This is a genomic window from Pseudomonas sp. Z3-8 (genome assembly GCF_051131975.1).
In the GTDB taxonomy this organism is placed as follows: domain Bacteria; phylum Pseudomonadota; class Gammaproteobacteria; order Pseudomonadales; family Pseudomonadaceae; genus Aquipseudomonas.
The window spans coordinates 649,776-666,873 of sequence record NZ_CP071643.1 but is presented as its reverse complement, the minus strand read 5'-3'; the positions used below and the strand labels follow the sequence as shown (position 1 = coordinate 666,873).

Annotated in this window: 16 protein-coding genes; 10 read left to right on the top strand and 6 right to left on the bottom strand. The window is 62.0% G+C overall.

Annotated features, from left to right (window positions below):
• Positions 1-10: 10 nt before the first annotated feature.
• Positions 11-457, bottom strand: a complete 447-nt coding sequence (locus J3P94_RS03110) for a response regulator (RefSeq protein ID WP_434571351.1) — start codon at positions 455-457, stop codon at positions 11-13.
• 252 nt (positions 458-709) lie between these two features.
• On the opposite strand from J3P94_RS03110, the gene J3P94_RS03105 reads away from it, so the two are divergent.
• From J3P94_RS03105 to J3P94_RS03070, 8 genes are all read left to right on the top strand, one after another.
• Positions 710-2,650, top strand: a complete 1,941-nt coding sequence (locus tag J3P94_RS03105) for a putative nucleotidyltransferase substrate binding domain-containing protein (RefSeq protein WP_434571350.1) — start codon at positions 710-712, stop codon at positions 2,648-2,650.
• Positions 2,647-3,354, top strand: coding sequence for a 3'-5' exonuclease (locus J3P94_RS03100; RefSeq protein ID WP_434571349.1), 708 nt, complete (start codon positions 2,647-2,649; stop codon positions 3,352-3,354). Before J3P94_RS03105 ends, J3P94_RS03100 begins: the two co-directional genes overlap by 4 nt.
• A gap of 209 nt (positions 3,355-3,563) precedes the next feature.
• Positions 3,564-4,082, top strand: a complete 519-nt coding sequence (locus J3P94_RS03095; protein WP_434571348.1) for an RNA polymerase sigma factor — start codon at positions 3,564-3,566, stop codon at positions 4,080-4,082.
• On the top strand, positions 4,079-5,059 hold the full coding sequence (locus tag J3P94_RS03090) for a FecR domain-containing protein (protein WP_434571346.1): 981 nt from the start codon (positions 4,079-4,081) through the stop codon (positions 5,057-5,059). Before J3P94_RS03095 ends, J3P94_RS03090 begins: the two co-directional genes overlap by 4 nt.
• 218 nt (positions 5,060-5,277) lie before the next feature.
• The gene (locus J3P94_RS03085) at positions 5,278-7,716 is read left to right on the top strand and encodes a TonB-dependent siderophore receptor (protein ID WP_434571344.1); all 2,439 of its coding nucleotides are present in this window, start codon (positions 5,278-5,280) and stop codon (positions 7,714-7,716) included.
• A gap of 220 nt (positions 7,717-7,936) precedes the next feature.
• Complete coding sequence (locus J3P94_RS03080; protein WP_434571343.1) at positions 7,937-9,067, top strand: PepSY-associated TM helix domain-containing protein; 1,131 nt, start codon at positions 7,937-7,939, stop codon at positions 9,065-9,067.
• Complete coding sequence (locus tag J3P94_RS03075) at positions 9,064-9,243, top strand: hypothetical protein (protein WP_434571341.1); 180 nt, start codon at positions 9,064-9,066, stop codon at positions 9,241-9,243. Before J3P94_RS03080 ends, J3P94_RS03075 begins: the two co-directional genes overlap by 4 nt.
• A 195-nt stretch (positions 9,244-9,438) precedes the next feature.
• Positions 9,439-10,068, top strand: a complete 630-nt coding sequence (locus J3P94_RS03070; RefSeq protein WP_434571340.1) for a glutathione S-transferase — start codon at positions 9,439-9,441, stop codon at positions 10,066-10,068.
• A 201-nt stretch (positions 10,069-10,269) separates the two neighbouring features.
• Here the strand turns inward: J3P94_RS03070 and creD are convergent, their stop codons facing one another.
• The 4 genes from creD to J3P94_RS03050 form a co-directional block, all read right to left on the bottom strand.
• Positions 10,270-11,643, bottom strand: a complete 1,374-nt coding sequence (gene creD, locus J3P94_RS03065) for a cell envelope integrity protein CreD (protein ID WP_434571339.1) — start codon at positions 11,641-11,643, stop codon at positions 10,270-10,272.
• Positions 11,644-11,869: 226 nt separating this feature from the next.
• A complete protein-coding gene (creC, locus tag J3P94_RS03060; protein ID WP_434571337.1) occupies positions 11,870-13,288 on the bottom strand; it encodes a two-component system sensor histidine kinase CreC in 1,419 nt (472 codons plus the stop codon).
• The gene (creB, locus tag J3P94_RS03055; RefSeq protein ID WP_305498327.1) at positions 13,288-13,968 is read right to left on the bottom strand and encodes a two-component system response regulator CreB; all 681 of its coding nucleotides are present in this window, start codon (positions 13,966-13,968) and stop codon (positions 13,288-13,290) included. The genes creC and creB overlap by 1 nt, the downstream gene beginning before the upstream one ends.
• A gap of 69 nt (positions 13,969-14,037) precedes the next feature.
• On the bottom strand, positions 14,038-14,544 hold the full coding sequence (locus J3P94_RS03050) for an ATP-dependent zinc protease family protein (protein ID WP_305498325.1): 507 nt from the start codon (positions 14,542-14,544) through the stop codon (positions 14,038-14,040).
• A 197-nt stretch (positions 14,545-14,741) separates the two neighbouring features.
• On the opposite strand from J3P94_RS03050, the gene J3P94_RS03045 reads away from it, so the two are divergent.
• Positions 14,742-15,629, top strand: coding sequence for an acyltransferase (locus J3P94_RS03045; protein ID WP_434571334.1), 888 nt, complete (start codon positions 14,742-14,744; stop codon positions 15,627-15,629).
• Here J3P94_RS03045 and J3P94_RS03040 read toward each other — a convergent pair whose 3' ends face one another.
• Positions 15,630-16,199 (bottom strand): DUF2780 domain-containing protein, encoded by a 570-nt coding sequence (locus tag J3P94_RS03040; RefSeq protein ID WP_434571332.1) that lies wholly within the window; start codon positions 16,197-16,199, stop codon positions 15,630-15,632.
• Between the two features lie 159 nt (positions 16,200-16,358).
• Here J3P94_RS03040 and J3P94_RS03035 point away from each other — a divergent pair, with 159 nt between their 5' ends.
• Positions 16,359-16,937, top strand: coding sequence for a hypothetical protein (locus tag J3P94_RS03035; protein ID WP_434571330.1), 579 nt, complete (start codon positions 16,359-16,361; stop codon positions 16,935-16,937).
• Positions 16,938-17,098 lie beyond the last annotated feature (161 nt).

The window sequence follows — 17,098 nt, the reverse complement described above, 5'->3', positions numbered from 1 at the left end:
CAGACGGTGGCTAGAGATCCATCCCCAACTCATGCTTGACCAGCCCCAGCAGCTTGTCGGTATCGATCGGCTTGAGCAGGAAATCCACCACACTCAGATGCATCGCCTCGATGGCGTCCTTCACGTCGGCATCGCCCGACACGATGATGATCGGCAGCGCCGCCCGCTCCGACTCGCGTACCAGGCGCACCAGTTCCAGGCCATCGACATTGCCCATGCGCAGGTCCGTGATCAGCAGGCCGATGGCGGGCTTGGTTTCCAGCATCCTGAGTGCGGTTTCGCCACTGGCGGCGGTCATGCAGCGTATGCCATCCAATGCCAGGATTTCCGACAGCAGCTCACGGGCGTCCTTGTCGTCATCGACAATCAGGACTCGCTGCGGCGGCAGGTCGGGTTCCAGCATGACGGCACTCAGCGCCTCGCGCTCGGCGTCACTCAAAATATCGTGGTCGGACATGATGCTCTCTACGTTCTCGAATCGATCCCCTGGCACAGTGGTCAGACATCGTTCTGCGGCGCTTCAATGTGCACTTCGTCGGATTTTTTTCCAAGTACATTCCTTGAAGAATTTTTCGACGCAAGGCGTGGGAGTTTCCTTGGTTTCGCTCCCATTGCCGCGACCTAGACTTACGTCCAATGGGCACCCTGCGCTCAGGGGCCGACCATGGGGGAACAGATCCGACCACAACAATTCGAAAAAGACTGCGTAATGGTTATGAAAAAAGCGGACGCCTTCATCCAGGCAGGGAAAACCGCGGTGTTGCAGAACATCCAGGGTACGTTGCAGTTTCTTCAGCGTTTCCCCCCGTTCAACCAGATGGAAAACGCCCACCTGGCCTACCTGGTCGAACAATGCCTGCTGCGTTTTTATGCCCCGGGCGAAACCATTATCAAGCCGGCCGACGGTCCGGTTGAGCACTTCTACATCGTCAAGCAAGGCCGGGTAGTGGGCGAGCGACCGCACTCGGCCAAGGGCGGCACCGAGACCACCTTCGAGATCACCACCGGCGAGTGCTTCCCCCTCGCGGCCCTGTTGGGTGAGCGAGCGACCCGCACCGAGCACCGGGCCGGCGAGGACACTTTCTGCCTGCAGTTGAACAAACTGGCCTTCATCAAGCTGTTCGCCCTATCCGGCCCGTTTCGCGATTTCGCCTTGCGCGGCGTCAGCAGCCTGCTCGATCAGGTCAACCAGCAAGTACAGCAGAAATCCGCGCAGACCCTGGGCACGCAATATTCCCTCAATACCCGCCTGGGCGAGCTGGCAATGCGTCACCCGGTCAGTTGCAGCCCCGAAACGCCGTTGCGCGAAGCCGTCAAGCTGATGCATGAGCAGCAAGTCGGCAGCATCGTGGTGGTGAACGAACACAAGGCGCCGGTCGGGATTTTCACCCTGCGCGATCTGCGTCAGGTCGTGGCCGACGGTACCGGGGATTTTTCCGGGGCGATCGCCATGCACATGACCCAGGCACCGTTTTTCCTGTCGCCTGACCACAGCGCCTTCGATGCGGCCATCGCCATGACCGAGCGCCACATTGCCCACGTCTGCCTGGTCAAGGACCAGCGCTTGTGCGGCGTGGTCTCGGAGCGGGACCTGTTTTCCCTGCAGCGCGTCGACCTGGTGCACCTGGCCCGGACGATCCGCAACGCCCCCAGGATCGAGAACCTGGTGACCTTGCGCGGCGAAATCGGTCAACTGGTGGAGCGCATGCTGGCCCATGGCGCGTCATCGACCCAGATCACCCACATCATCACCCTGCTCAACGACCACACCGTATGCCGGGTCATCGAGCTGACCCTGGCCGAGAAGGGCGACCCGGGCGTTGCGTTCAGCTGGCTGTGCTTTGGCAGCGAAGGCCGCCGCGAACAGACCCTGCACACCGACCAGGACAACGGCATCCTGTTCGAAGCCCGGGACGCTGCCCATGCGGCGCAGATCCGTGGCCTGCTGCTGCCCATCGCCCAGCAGATCAACCAGAGCCTGGCCTTGTGCGGCTTCACGTTGTGCAAGGGCAACATCATGGCCGGCAACCCCGAGTTGTGCCTGTCCCGCGCCGAATGGGCACGCCGCTTCGCAGCCTTTGTCCGTGAGGCCACCCCGGAGAACCTGCTAGGTTCGAGCATCTATTTCGATTTGCGGGTGGTGTGGGGCGACGAGCAAGGCTGCGAGCAGTTGCGCCGGCAGATCCTCGATCAGGTGGCCGACAATCGCCTGTTCCAACGCATGCTGGCCGAGAACGCGCTTCGCCATCGCCCGCCCGTTGGCCGCTTCAGGGATTTTGTGTTGAGCCGCAAGAACGGCGAGAAGGCGACGCTCGACCTCAAAGTACAAGGCCTGACCCCCTTCGTCGACGGCGCCCGCCTGCTGGCGCTGGCCAACGGCATCGAGGCCAACAATACTCTGGAGCGCTTGCGGCAACTGGTCGTCAAGGAGGTGATCGAGCCGCTGGACGGCGCGGCTTATGAAGAGGCCTATCACTTTATCCAGCAGACGCGCATGCAACAGCATCAGTTGCAAACGCGGGAGAACCAGCCCTACTCCAACCGCGTCGACCCGGACAGCCTCAACCACTTGGACCGGCGCATCCTGCGTGAGTCCCTGCGCCAGGCCCAACGCCTGCAGAGCAGCCTGACGGTGAGGTACCAACTGTGAGTCTGTTTTCCTGGTTGCGCCCGGTCCAGCCGATGCTCTCGGACGCATTGCAGCAGCGCCTGGACAATCTGCCCGCCGCCGCGCCATTGACGGAGCGCAGCCTGCGGGAACAACGGTGGGTGGTGGTCGACCTGGAAACCACCGGCCTCAACCTGAACAAGGATCAGGTGCTGTCCATCGGTGCGGTCGTCATTGAAGACGGCGCCATCGACTTCAGCCAGCAGTTCGAGCGAACCTTGCAATGCGACCAGCAGAAGCTTGGGCCAAGCGTACTGATCCATGGCCTGGCACCCAGTGCCATCGCCGCCGGCAGCGACCCGGCCGAAGCGCTGGTGGCATTCATGGAGTTCGTCGGCGACAGCCCATTGCTGGCGTTCCATGCGCCGTTCGATTCGCACATGCTCGGACGCGCCATGAAAGATTATCTGGGCTGCCGGCTGCTGCATCCGTTCCTGGACGTGGCCGACCTGGCCCCGATGCTTTGCCCGCAAGCCAATCTGCGCAAGTCAGGCCTGGACGAGTGGATTGACTGGTTCAAGCTGCAAGTCTTCGAGCGCCACAACGCCAGCGCCGACGCCCTCGCCACCGCGGAACTGGCGCTGATCCTGTTCAGCCGCGCCCGCCAGCAGGACATCCACAGCGCGCTCGACCTGCAACAGCGCCTGGGGCAATGGAAACGGCGGCAGCAGGCGCCTTCGCTTTAATTGAAACAGCAAGGCTTTTGTGGGAGCGAGCCTGCTCGCGAAGGCAGTTTGTCAGCCGGCATCAATGTATTGGATGGACCGCTTTCGCGAGCAGGCTCGCTCCTACAGGAGTGCACAGTTTTATCCCGACCAGCGCCAATTGCTTTCCCGCCCCCGCCTCTGCCACAATCGCGAACAATTCTCGTTACTTAATGCGTCGGTGATGCTCCGTGTCGTCAGTTCCTACTCCTAACGGTGATCTGGTTGGTGCGTTGTACCGCGACCATCGCGGCTGGCTATTGGCATGGCTACAGCGCAACGTGGCGTGCCCACAGCGGGCGGAAGACTTGAGCCAGGACACTTTCGTGCGGCTGCTGGGGCGTGACGGGTTGCAGCCACCGCGCGAGCCCCGGGCGTTTCTGCTGGCGATCGCCAAAGGCCTGCTGTTTGATTATTTCCGCAGGGCCGCGCTGGAGCAGGCTTACCTGACCGAACTGATGCTGATTCCCGAGGCTGAGCAACCTTCGGTAGAGGAGCAGCAGATGATCCTCGAAGACCTCAGGAGCATCGACCGTCTGCTTGGCAAACTGTCGAGCAAGGCGCGTGCGGCCTTCCTCTATAACCGCCTCGACGGCCTCGGCCATGCTGAAATTGCCGAGCGCCTGGGGGTTTCGGTGCCGCGGGTGCGCCAATACCTGGCCCAAGGCGTGCGGCAGTGCTACATCGCCCTTTACGGTGAGCCGACATGACCCTGGCCTCCTCCAAGCCAGTCTCGGCGCGGGTGTTGGACGCGGCCATCGCCTGGCAATTGTCGCTGGACTCAGGCAATGGCAGCCCTCAGGAGCGTGAAGCCTTCGCTCAATGGCACGCCGCCGATGAGGAGCACGCACGCGCCTGGCAACAGCTGGGCATGCTCGACCAGCGTTTCAGCGCCGCCAGCGGCCCGGCGCGTGCGGCGCTGCTGCATTCGCGGGTCAGCATCCGGCGGCGGGTACGCAAGATCGGCAGCGGCCTGGCCAGTGTCGTCGCGGTCATCGGCCTGGCGCTGTTCGCTGGCGAGCGTTATCTGCCGCTGGATTATTGGCTGGCCGACCAGCGCACCGCCACCGGTGAACAGCGCACGTTGCGCCTGGCCGACGGCACGCTGATCAACCTCAACACTCACAGCGCGCTGGACGTGCGTTTCGACGACAAGCAGCGGCGCGTCATCCTGCAGGAAGGCGAGATCCTGGTGGAAACCGGCCACAACGATCCGCGCCCGTTCATCGTCGAGACTCGCGAGGGCAGCATGCGCGCCCTGGGCACGCGCTTTCTGGTCAGGCTCGAAGACGAAGGTACGCGCCTGAGTGTGTTGAAATCCGCAGTGGCCGCGCATCCGCAAGCGACCGCTGAGGAGCAGATTCTGCGCGAAGGCCAGCAGGTGCTGATGCGCCGCGACGGCCTCGGTCCAACCTTGGCCCTGAGCCCCGGCGCCGATGCCTGGACTCGCGGCATGCTGGTGGTGGACAACGCGCGACTCGAAGACCTGGTCCGTGAGTTGGCGCGCTATCGGCGCGGCTACCTCGGCGTCGAGCCCAAGGTGGCGGACCTGCGCATTACCGGCAGTTTCCCGCTGCATGACACCAACCTGGCGTTGACCGCTTTGCTGCCGACCTTGCCGGTGCAGGTCGAGCATCACACGCGTTGGTGGGTGGTAGTGGCGCCGCGGGTCGAGGCCAAGCGCTAGAGAATGTTGCGTCTCTGAGGAGGCCTTCGCGAGCAGGCTCGCTCCCACCAGGCAATGCGAACCCCTGTGGGAGCGAGCCTGCTCGCGAAGAGGCCAGTTGCATCACCACCCAACCGCTCGCAATCTGAATCTAAATTATTTTCATCCACCCCTATCACTTTTCGGTTTTCATCCGGCACACAGGCAATTGAGAAATATTTCCATTCAGGAGCCGCCGTATGTCCCGCCCGCTAGACACCCTGTTGCGTCCCAGCCTGTTGGCCGTCGCCATCGCCTTCGCCACCCCGCTGGCCAGCGGTCCGCTGCTGGCCGCCGAGCAGGCGTCCAACGTGCGCGCCTACAACCTGCCCGCCGCGCCATTGGCCAGCACCCTGAACCAGATCGCCAGCCAGGCCGGCCTTGCCCTGAGCCTGAGCCCGGCGCTGGCTTCGGGTAAAACCTCGGCGCCGGTCCAAGGCCAGTTCGACGCCACCGGTGCGCTACGTGAAGCCTTGCGCGGCACCGGCCTGCAACTGGAACAAAGCAGTGCCGGCACCTACAGCCTGGTGGCCGTGCCGGAGGGTGTCATGGTGCTGCCGGAAACCAGCGTGATCGGCGCCGGCGTCAGCGAAACCGCCTGGGGTCCGACCGAAGGCTATGCGGTCACCCGCACCGCCGCCGGCACCAAGACCGACACGCCGATCGTCGAACTGCCGCGCTCGGTCTCGGTGGTCACGCGCCAGCAGATGGACGACCGCTCCGTGCTCAACCTCAACGATGCCCTGCGCTACACCGCCGGCGTGCAGAGCAGCGGCTACGGTTCGGACTCGCGCAATGACTGGCTGCTGGTGCGCGGCTTCGTACCGACCCAGTTCCTCGATGGCCTGCCGCTGCCCAAGGGCAACTACATCACACCGAAGATCGAGCCGTGGAACCTGGAGCGCATCGCCGTGCTTCGAGGCCCGGCGTCGTCGGTCTACGGCCAGACGCCACCCGGCGGCATGCTCGACATGGTCAGTCGTCGCCCGCAAGCCGAGAGCAGCAATGAAGTGGAGTTGCAGGCCGGCAGCCACGAGCACAAGCAGATCAACTTCGACAGCACCGGCAAGGTCGACGACGAAGGCCAGTTCCTCTACCGGCTCAGCGGTACCGTGCGCGACAGTAACTCCCAGATCGATCACATCCCCGACAAGCGCTACAACATCGCCCCGAGCCTGACCTGGAACATCAACGACGACACCCGCCTGACATTCCTGTCGCAATACACCCGCGATGACACCGGCATCACCGGGCAATTCCTGCCCCTGCAAGGCACCAAGCTGTCGTCGCCGGCGGGCAAGATTTCCCATCACAAAAACCTCGGTGATCCAGATTGGGAATTCTACGACCGCACCTACTACGCGCTCGGTTATGCCTTTGAACACCGCCTGAACGACACCTGGCAGTTCCGCCAGAACCTGCGCTACACCAAGAGCGACCTGGAAACCCAGGGCATCTCCGCCGGCGGTCAGTTCTGGCCGGATGGCCCGGACCAATCGGTGGACGCCGACGGCAACGTCAAGCGCAGCGCCAGCGTGATCGACGAAGACATCAGCCAGTTCGCCGTGGACAACAACTTCCAGGCTGACTTCCAGACGGGTGATCTGAGCCACACCTTGTTACTGGGCCTGGATCACCAGCGCTCGAACAGCAATTCGCGTTGGGATTGGGGTTCGACTGGCGTGCCGACCAGCAATATCAACAACCCGACCTACGGACAGGATTTTTCCAACGTCCAGTACTTCACGATGTATGACTACAACCAGAAGACCAACCAGACCGGCCTGTACTTCCAGGACCAGATTGCCCTGGACAAGTGGCGCCTGACCCTTGGTGGTCGTGAAGACTGGATTCACACCGGCACCGTGTTCCACAACCAGAACAATGTCACCAACACCCAGCGCGACAAGAAATTCAGCGGCAACGCAGCGTTGAGCTACGTCTTCGATAACGGTGTGACGCCCTACGTTTCCTTCGCCCAGTCGTTCCAGGCGGCGGCGGGCTCAACCGTCAACAGCACCGAAGCGTTCAAGCCGACCGAAGGCGAACAGTACGAGGCGGGTATCAAGTACCAGCCACCCGGCACCAAGACCTTGTTGACGGCTGCGGTGTTCGACCTGACCCAGAAAAACAACTCCGTCACCGAAAACAACGTCACCCGCCAGGTTGGTGAAGTCCAGGTGCGCGGCCTTGAGCTGGAAGCCTCGGGCGACGTTACCGACAACCTGAAGCTGGTCGGTTCCTACACCTACAACGACAGCGAAATCACCAAGGGCACCGCGGCCGAAGAAGGCAAGCGCATGGCCCAGGTTCCGCGTAACCAGGCCACCGCATGGGCCGACTACACCTGGCACAACGGCCCGCTGGACGGGTTCGGCGTGGGCGCCGGCGTGCGTTATGTCGGCGACACCTACGGCAACACCACCAACACCGATTGGGGACATGTCGGCTCCTATACCGTGTATGACGCCTCGGCCCATTACGACCTGGGCCGTTTGAACAAGACCCTCAAGGGCGTCACCGTGGCGGTGGACGCGAAAAACATCTTCAACAAGGAATACCTGTCCACCTGTGACGGCTTCTATTGCTACTACGGAGACCAACGCAACGTCGTCGCCAGCGTGAATTACAAATGGTAAACGGTTAGCATTTGCAAACCTATTTGAGGGTGCTCGGTTGGCAATACTGTTCATGTAAGGAAAACCATGGCGAGGGAGCTTGCTCCCGCTGGGCTGCGTAGCGGCCCCAAAAGCTTGGGATCGCTGCGCAATCCAGCGGGAGCAAGCTCCCTCGCCACAATGGCTCTCCCCAAAAGAACAGCGTTATCCCCCAAGGTGCCCTTTTGCATTCGGATCGATCATGAAAAGCAAAACCATTCGCCGCTGGTCCTTTGTCCACACCTGGAGCAGCCTGATCTGTACGGTGTTCCTGCTGATGCTGGCAATCACCGGGCTGCCGCTGATCTTCCATCATGAAATCGAACATCTGTTGGGCGATGCCCCGGAACTGCGGGAAATGCCGGCCGGCACGCCGCCGTTGGATCTTCAACAACTGGTGGAAAAAGCCAAGGCTCATCGTCCGGGTGAAGTGGTCCAGTATTTCGGCTGGGACGAAGACGACCCCAACGGCGTGATCACCATCATGGCGCCGACACCGGGCACCGAACCCAATTCATCCCATACCTTCATGCTCGACGCGCGCACCGGCGAAGCCCTGGAAATGCCTTCGGCCAACGGTGGTTTCATGATGATCATGCTGCGCCTGCACGTGGACATGTTCGCCGGGCTGCCGGGCAAGTTGCTGCTGGCGTTCATGGGGTTTCTGTTCGTGATTGCCATCGTCTCCGGCGTGGTGCTGTACTTGCCGTTCATGCGGCGCTTGAACTTCGGCACGGTGCGCCAGGACAAATCCACCCGCCTGCGCTGGCTCGACCTGCACAACCTGATCGGCGTCGTCACCCTGGTCTGGGCGCTGACCGTGGGCGTGACCGGCGTGATTGCCGCCTGCGCCGACCTGATCATAGCCGCGTGGCGCAACGACAGCCTCAGCGCGATGGTCGAGCCGTACCGCAACGCCCCGCCATTGACGCAACTGGCGCCGGCGACCCGCCTGCTCGACATTGCCAAGGAAGTCGCGCCGGGCATGGAGCCCAGCTTCATCGCCTTCCCCGGCACGCTGTTTTCCAGCGAGCATCACTACAGCGTGTTCATGAAGGGCGACACCCACCTGACCTCGCACCTGCTCACTCCGGTATTGATCGACGCCAGCACCCTGGACGTCACCGCCGTGGCCGAGCGGCCGTGGTACATGGACGTGATGAGCCTGTCCCTGCCGCTGCACTTCGGCGACTACGGTGGCCGGCCAATGCAGATTTTCTGGGCAACCCTGGATGTGCTGACCATCATCGTCCTGGGCAGTGGCGTTTATCTTTGGGTGGTGCGACGGAAAGCCGCCAAGCGCGCGACTGTCGGCGCGGAGGTAACCTCGTGAGGCCCCGGCAGTCGAATTTCTGGAAGGTGTTTGGTATTCCCGTAGTGATCGGCGCATTGAGCGCGGCGGGGCTGTTCAGCGCATTGCTCGGTGACGGCGCCTGGGATGCGCTGAGCTGGGTTGGATTGGGAATCCCGACCGTGCTTGGGGCCTGGGGCTTGATCAAACGCGGATAACCCCAGCGTGGCGCAGACCCTGTGGGAGCGAGCTTGCTCGCGATAGCGGAAGTTCAGTTGCATTGATGTTGACTGATACGCCGCCATCGCGAGCAAGCTCGCTCCCACAGTGGAATACACCAATCGATTCGTTACTCGCCAGCAGACCCGCAACTGTCTAGGCTAACCCAGCCCGCCCAATCGAGGATGTTCTGCATGTCCACCCCCAGCATGACCCTGTTCCATAACCCCGCTTCGCCCTTCGTCCGCAAGGTCCTGGTGCTGCTGCACGAAACCGGCCAGCAGGATCGCGTCGCCTTGCAACTCAGCCAACTCACGCCGGTCAAGCCGGACCAAGCACTGATCCGTGACAATCCGTTGAGCAAGATCCCGGCCCTGCGCCTGGCCAACGGGACGGTGATCCACGACAGCCGCGTCATCCTCGACTACCTCGACCACCAACACGTCGGCAACCCGCTGATCCCGCGCGAGGGCGCCGCGCGCTGGCGGCGCCTGACCCTGGCCTCCATGGCCGACGGGATCATGGACGCGGCGGTGATGATCCGCTACGAGACCGCCCTGCGTCCTGTGGAAAAACACTGGGACGAATGGCTCGATGCGCAGCGGGACAAGATTCGTCGCGCCCTCGCCACGCTCGAATCCGAGGCGATTGCCGAACTGGCCAGCCATTTCGACGTCGCGTCCATCAGCGTGGCCTGCGCCCTGGGATACCTGGACTTGCGCCATGCCGACCTGGACTGGCGCGAGAACAATCCGCAGCTGGCGGCGTGGTTTTCCGAGGTCAGTTTGCGGCCTTCAATGGTCGAGACGGTGCCCAGGGTCTAAAACTGCCTTGGCTCCACCGGCGGCCTCTTCGTCGGAACGCCGCCCGGAGCAGGCTCGCTCTCACATTTGAGTGTGTTGCCCTCTTGTGGGAGCGAGCCTGCTCGCGAAGGCCGCGCACCGGATCCAAAGGAAACAACCCGACAATTCGCATCACCAGCATTTCCCCCACCCGCTGGTCCTCCCGCAACCCCAACGACCGGCTCATTTCACCTCTCCCAGATCAAAACTCATCGCAGCCGCGGGCTTCGCGCCCACCCCGTACCAATCCAGCTTGCGGGTCAGCACCATGAACACGCCCAGCAGGCCGAACAGCAGCAACGAACCCATCAACAGCGCGTAGTCTTCGGCGCTCAACAGCCCATAAAGCAGTCCGTACAACCCCGCCAACCCCGCTGAAAATCCCAGGCCGTGGCTCACGCTGCGCAGCACATGGCAGACGTAGAAGCCAATCAGCACCACACAGGCACTCGCCGATACCAGGTACGCCAGGGTGAAGCCGATGTGTTCCGACAGCGACAACAGCAGCAGGTAGAAGAACGCCAGCGCCACGCCGACCAATGCGTATTGAACCGGGTGCACCGCGAGGCTCTTGAGCACTTCGAAGAGGAAGAACCCGGCGAAGGTCAGCGCGATGAACAGCAGCGCATATTTGATCGCCCGGTCGCTCTTCAGGTACTGGTCCACCGGATCGACGAAACTTACACCGAACGCACGACTGCGGAACGCTTCGCAACCATCGCTGGGATCGCAGGCTTGCAGCGTTTCCAGAAGGTTGGTGGAGAAAAACGAGGTCTGCCAGTCGGCATTGAAGCCCTGTTCATTGATCTCGCGATTGACCGGCAGGTAATTGCCGATGAAGCTCGGGTGCGGCCAATCGGCGGACAGGTGCACCTTGGTGGACTTGCCCACCGGCAGGATCTGCAGCTCGCCGGTGCCTTGCAGGCGCAGGTCGAAGCCGAAGGTCAGTTCGGGGCTGCCCTGGGCGGTGATCATCGGCAACGGCACGTGTACGCCCTGCCCCAGCCAGCCAAGCCGCGAACCGGGAAGGAAATCGACCGTCTGCTGGTTCAGCGTCAGGGTCAATGCGTTCTCGATGCCACGAATATCGCTGATGCCGACGCTCAGGTACGGCTCGTCAAAGCGGTAGTCGGCGAAATCCTTCGGCGCGACGCCATAACGTTCCGGCACCTTGAAGCGGCCATCGATCCGGTTATCGGCATGAAACAAGCGCGCTTCGTAGATGCCCCGGGCACGTGTTTCGGTGCGGATCTGGCCGTCGAGCTCGAATTGCTCCGGGAGGAAATACAACTCGCCCGTTTGCTCGACGGTTTCCAGGAAGCGCACGCCGGTCTTCTCGTTGGTATTCCAGACCTTCACGTCCTTGCGAAACGGCACCACGATCATCGGGCCGATCAACTGCTGGCTGTTGCTGGAACTGCGGGCGATGTCCTGCAACACCCCATCGCGCAGCTCCTGGCGCTCATCGATAAGGCCGTTGATCATCAACAGCGGGATCATCAGCAAGAGAATCAAGAGGGCAATCATGCCCAGTTTTATGGCGAGGCTGCGGTTCATGTGGGGCTCTCCCTGTTCGAATGGGGAAGAGTCTGGCGCGGCTGTGTGGGCGGTTTATGAGGGGAATGTGGAGATTGTGTGGAGACAGGCCCGACGGCAACTGAACTGTGGGAGCGAGCCTGCTCGCGATAGCGGACTGTCTGGGCGATGATGTTGGATGTACCACTGTCTTCGCGAGCAGGCTCGCTCCCACATAGGAGTGCTTTTTCAAATGGATTTTGTGGTGTCAGGGCAACCGCAGCACCACTTCCACCCCACCCTCGACATTACCGATGCCAAATTCCCCCCCATGCAACTGCACCACTTCCTCGACGAAGTTGAGCCCCAGGCCTGTGCTCTTGCGCCCGGTGCCAGGGCGCGGCAAGGAATAAAACCGCTCGCTCAGGCGCGGTAGTGCGTAGTCGGGAATCGGCTCGGCCTGGTTGAAAAGACGGATCTCGACGCGGCTGCCCAGGCGCTCGGCTCTGATGCGCAACCAGCCTTCGACAGGGGTGAAGTCCAAGGCATTTTCCAGCAAGTTGCCCAGGGCCTGGCGCAACAGGAAGGCCTCCCCGGTCAGCGTCAGATCAGCGGCGATGCATCGCTCTATGCGCAATTGACGGCTTTCGATCCAGCCGCCGCGAGCCTCCAGCAATCCATCGACCAACGCCGCCAACGGCACCGCGACAATATCCTCCAACCCCTGGCGCTGCTCGACTTGCGCCAGGTTGAGCAGGCGCTCGATCAATTGCTGCATGCGCACGCTTTCGCTGTCGATGTTGCTGACAAAGCGCTGGTGCTGGGCGGCGGGCATGTCGCTCTGCAGGAGCTCGGCGGCGCCGCGAATCGCGGCCAGCGGACTCTTCAGTTCATGAGTCAAGGTGTGCACATAACGCTCGACGTAGGCCTTGCCTTCGAGCTGGGTGCGCATGTGTTCGACGGCGCCCGCCAGTTGCTCGAATTCGCCGCCGCGATAATGCGGCACTTCCACCCGCCGCCCCTGGCTGACCGCCTGGGCATAACGAGTCAACCGACGCAAAGCCGCGCTGAGCCACCAGGACAGCAAGGCGCCCAGCAACAGGCCCAGGCCGATCAACCCGGCACCGTACGCCAGCAAGCGCCGCTCCGTGCGGTCGATATAAGGTTGCAACGAGCTGTTGGGCTTGGCCACCGTGACCACGCCGATGATCCTTCCGTTCTCGCGGATCGGTGCCCCGACATGCATCACCGACGACGCCGGATCGTCCGGATCGTTGCGGGTCGAACGAGCGCCGTAATGGCCGCGCAGGGTCAGGTAGACGTCATTCCACCGCGAATAATCCTGGCCCACCGCCACGCCACTGGAATCGAGCACGACGATGCCATTGGCATCCGTGACGTAGATACGGTGGTTGACCTGGTTCTTTGGCAATCCCCAGATCGTCGCCGCCGGCTGGCGTTCGCCATAGGACCTGAGCAATTGCGGCCAGCGGTTCTGGCTGAGCGTCCCGGCCTTGAAATCGTCCCGCAGGATCTCGGCCATCAGGTTGGCCGTGTCCACCAGGGTTTCCTCGGTGGACTGGCGCACACCGGGACGGATCTCCTCCATCACCGTGTTGAGCACGAAATACCCGGCCAGGCCGATGAACAGCACGTAGGCCAGGAAAATCCGGATACCCAGCGACATCAGCTGTGGCCCGGGCTGTAGCTGTAGCCAAGGCCCCGGTGGGTCTGGATCGGTTCGGCCTCGGCCCGGACCAGACGCAACTTGGCGCGCAGGCTCTTGATGTGGCTGTCGATGCTGCGCTCGTAGCCGGCATCGCTGGCCACGCCCAGGGCGTCGAGCAACTGCTCGCGGCTGAAGACCCGCTCAGGCTGCTCCAGCAGGCAGTTCAACAGGCGAAACTCATGACGAGTGAGGTTCAACGGCTTGCCGCGATAGCTGATCTGCACGCGCTCGCTGTCCACCTGGAACAACGCCGAACCCGCTTCCGCGAAAGGCCGCGGCGCCACGCGCTTGAGAATCGCGCGAACCCTGGCGGCAACCTCGCGAGGGCTGAAGGGCTTGACCACGTAATCATCAGCGCCAATCTCCAGGCCCACCACCCGGTCGATCTCGCCATCCCGAGCCGTAAGAAAAATTACCGGAACGTCGCTGAAACGTCTGAGATTCTTACACGTCTCGAAACCGCTGATATCCGGCAGGCCCACGTCGAGAATAATCAGGTCCGCCGGAGTCTTCTGCTGATGCTCCAGGGCCGCGGCTCCCAGGCTCAACCAGGTGGTGTCGAAGCCCTCGCCCTGCAGTGCAAACACCAGCGTATCAGCGATGGCGGCTTCGTCTTCGACAATCAGAATATGAGGCATGGCTACCGGGCCCGACAGTAAAGTTGCCGGAACGGTGCCCCAAGCCTCGGGGCACGTCAATCGGGGAAATCAACAGTCTGGTTTATCCGCCGTAAACCGCCGCGCCGGGTTCACCGCCGCGTCGAACTCACGCAAGGCCTTGGCACCGATCAACAGCGGGTAGTTGAAACTGCTGCGGTCGGTCAGGTTGACCTCGACGGTGCGCTTGACGTTACCCAGGCACATTTCCAGTTCCACCACCGGACGCTTGCTTGGGGCGATCTTTTCGTCGTCGTCCTCGTCCTCTTCGGAACGGGTCTTGATCTTGCTGATGCGGGCGATCTTGTGTTCGTAGATCTTGTTGCTCGCGTCCTTGGTCGCCAGGCGAAAACGTACCCAGTCATCGCCGTCACGGGTGAACGTCTCGATGTCCTTGGCCGACAGCGAGGCGGTCAATGCGCCGGTGTCCATCTTGGCCTTGAGCACTTCGCCACCGATTTCCGGCAGCGCGATGTATTCGTAGCGCCCATAGAGGGTCGGTTCAGCGGCGAGCACGGGGAGGGCCACCAGGGAAAGCAGGGCTAAAACGGATTTCATGTAGGGGGCTTCCGTTGTGGGAGTGGGATTTTAGACAGTGGTCAACGAATTCGTTCGGTAAAACGCACCGTGGCTCCCTCGCCACAAAATCAGATTCAGCCTATACAAGTCCAAGTGAAACTTTCGTCCAGGCCGATTTGGCCTGCCGCTCGAAGCTGCTTATGATGGCCCGCCCAACCCGTTTGCAAGAGTCATCTATGCGCCGCCTGCTCACCGGCTGTTTCGTCACCCTGCTGCTATTGCTCAATACCCTGGTGCTGTTCGGGCCACTGATGGTGTTCGCATTGCTCAAACTGGTCCTGCCCGGGCGTCTTCGCGACTACGCCTCGTGGGCGGTGATGTGGATTGCCGAGACCTGGGCCGAGATCGACAAACTGATTTTCGCCGCGTGCATCCCCACCCGATGGGACATTCGCGGCGGTGAAGGCCTGCGCAGCGACACCTCGTACCTGGTGATCAGCAATCACCAGTCATGGGTGGATATCCCCGCCCTGGTCCAGACCCTCAACCGACGCACGCCGTTCTTCAAATTCTTTCTCAAGAAAGAGCTGATCTGGGTACCGTTCCTGGGGCTGGCGTGGTGGGCATTGGATTACCCTTTTATGAAGCGTTATACCAAGGCGTTCCTGGCGAAGAATCCGGAGCTGGCCGGCAAGGATCTGGAAATCACCAGGGCCGCCTGCGAGCTGTTCAAACGTCAGCCAGTCACCGTGGTGAATTATCTCGAAGGCACGCGCTTCACCGCCGCCAAAAGCCAACAGCAGCAATCGCCCTTCAGTCATCTGCTCAAGCCCAAGGCCGGTGGCGTGGCGTTTGTGCTGGCGGCGATGGGCGAGCAGCTGGATGCGATCCTCGACGTGACGGTGGTTTATCCGCAGCAGCGCATCCCCGGGTTCTGGGACTTGATCAGCGGCGCGGTGCCCAGGGTCATTGTCGACATCCAGACCCGCGAACTGGACCCGGCGCTGTGGCAAGGCGATTACGAAAACGACCCGGTGTTTCGCCAGCATGTGCAGGACTGGGTCAACCAGCTCTGGCATGAAAAGGACCAGCGCATTGCTCAGCTGCGCAACGAGAGCGCCTGATCAGATACCGGCGCCGGCGCCCCAGATACCGCCCAGGTTCTGTAACAGCGAACTGGCGACTCCCTGTTGGCCGAGGTACTGCAAGATGATCGGGGCAAACTGGCCGATCATTCCGCTGTCCATGCCCAGCGCGCTGAAGGCATTGTTCAGGTCACCGGTGTCCTTGACGTTACCGAGCAAGCCGTCGAGCAAGGCGTTTTTGTCCGACCCGCCGCCGAGCAAGCCACCCAAGCCGTTAAGGCCACCGATGGCGCTGTTCCCGGCGATCTGATCGAGCCCCGGCACACTTTTGCTCAACTCGGAGAACTGCGCCTCGCTGAGCTGGTTCCTGGCCAGCCCGAGCATCGCCCCGGCACCACCCACGGCTTGCTCCGGCGTGATCTGGAGTTCCGAGCCGAGGGTATTGAGCAGCCCGGCGGCTTTCGGCGCAGCCGCCACCGCCCCCTCCTGCTGGTTGCCCTGAATGGCCGAGATCACGCTTGTCGCATCAGCGAGGCTGAACTGTGCGAAGGCCGGGCCAGCTGCCAACGAAAGCAGGCAAGACAGTGCAAAACCGCGTGAAACCTTCATCGGGACATCCTCTGGAACATGAAAAAGCCGCCCGGAAAGGGGCGGCGCAAAGTCGAGCGTTGGACTGGGATAGCCGGGTTTTGTTCAACACCGCGCTTGCCGCGTGCAGCAATACTTGCCATCGAATACAGTGCAGCCTTCTTTCAGCAGAGTAACGCCATGAACGTACAAATCGGTGGGGGCGCCCTCGCGGTCATTCTGACGGGCATGCTCATCGCCTTCGGCGTCAGCGAGTGCCAGCGCGGCCCGTTGAATCCGGAGCTTGCCGACGACGTCAGCGACGCGCAAAAGACCTGGCTGACCATCGAGCACCGCATCAAGCGTTATGATCCGGCCCTGACGCAGGTCACACGAGATCAGCAGGCCCTGACCGTTTTCTACCGTCCAGCCACGCCCACCGAGGAGGGTGACGATTGGGCGCCGGACATGCTGCGCATCGTCGGCCACGGCCTGGCGGCGCTGAATGGCGCGCCAGGAGGAAAGGCGTATACCCAAGTGACCGTGAAAGCGCGAATGCTTGCCGATGATGACCTCGAACTGATGTATGACATGCCGGGGTTCGATGCCATCAAGACCCAACAGGATGGCTACTTCAACTTCGCCAGCATGCCGCGCAGCCTGTCATTCAGTCCGGCCGCCCTGGCGCAGATCAAGGACGATTGCCGTGGCATGAACGCGCAGGCGTTCTATTCGCAGTTCTGCCAGCGGGTCGGCGAGGCCATAACGAGCCAACCCTGAACGCAGTCGCACAGCGGGCTCTTGACCCGTTTTTTGACGCAGTACTGTCAACTCTGACAGTAGGCAGCTGTTCATCCCGGTCCTAAGCTCGGATCGTCGAAGGTAAAAACCTTGGCAGATACCATTCCTTTGCGCTGAAAACAGCCCGGACGTCGTGTCCG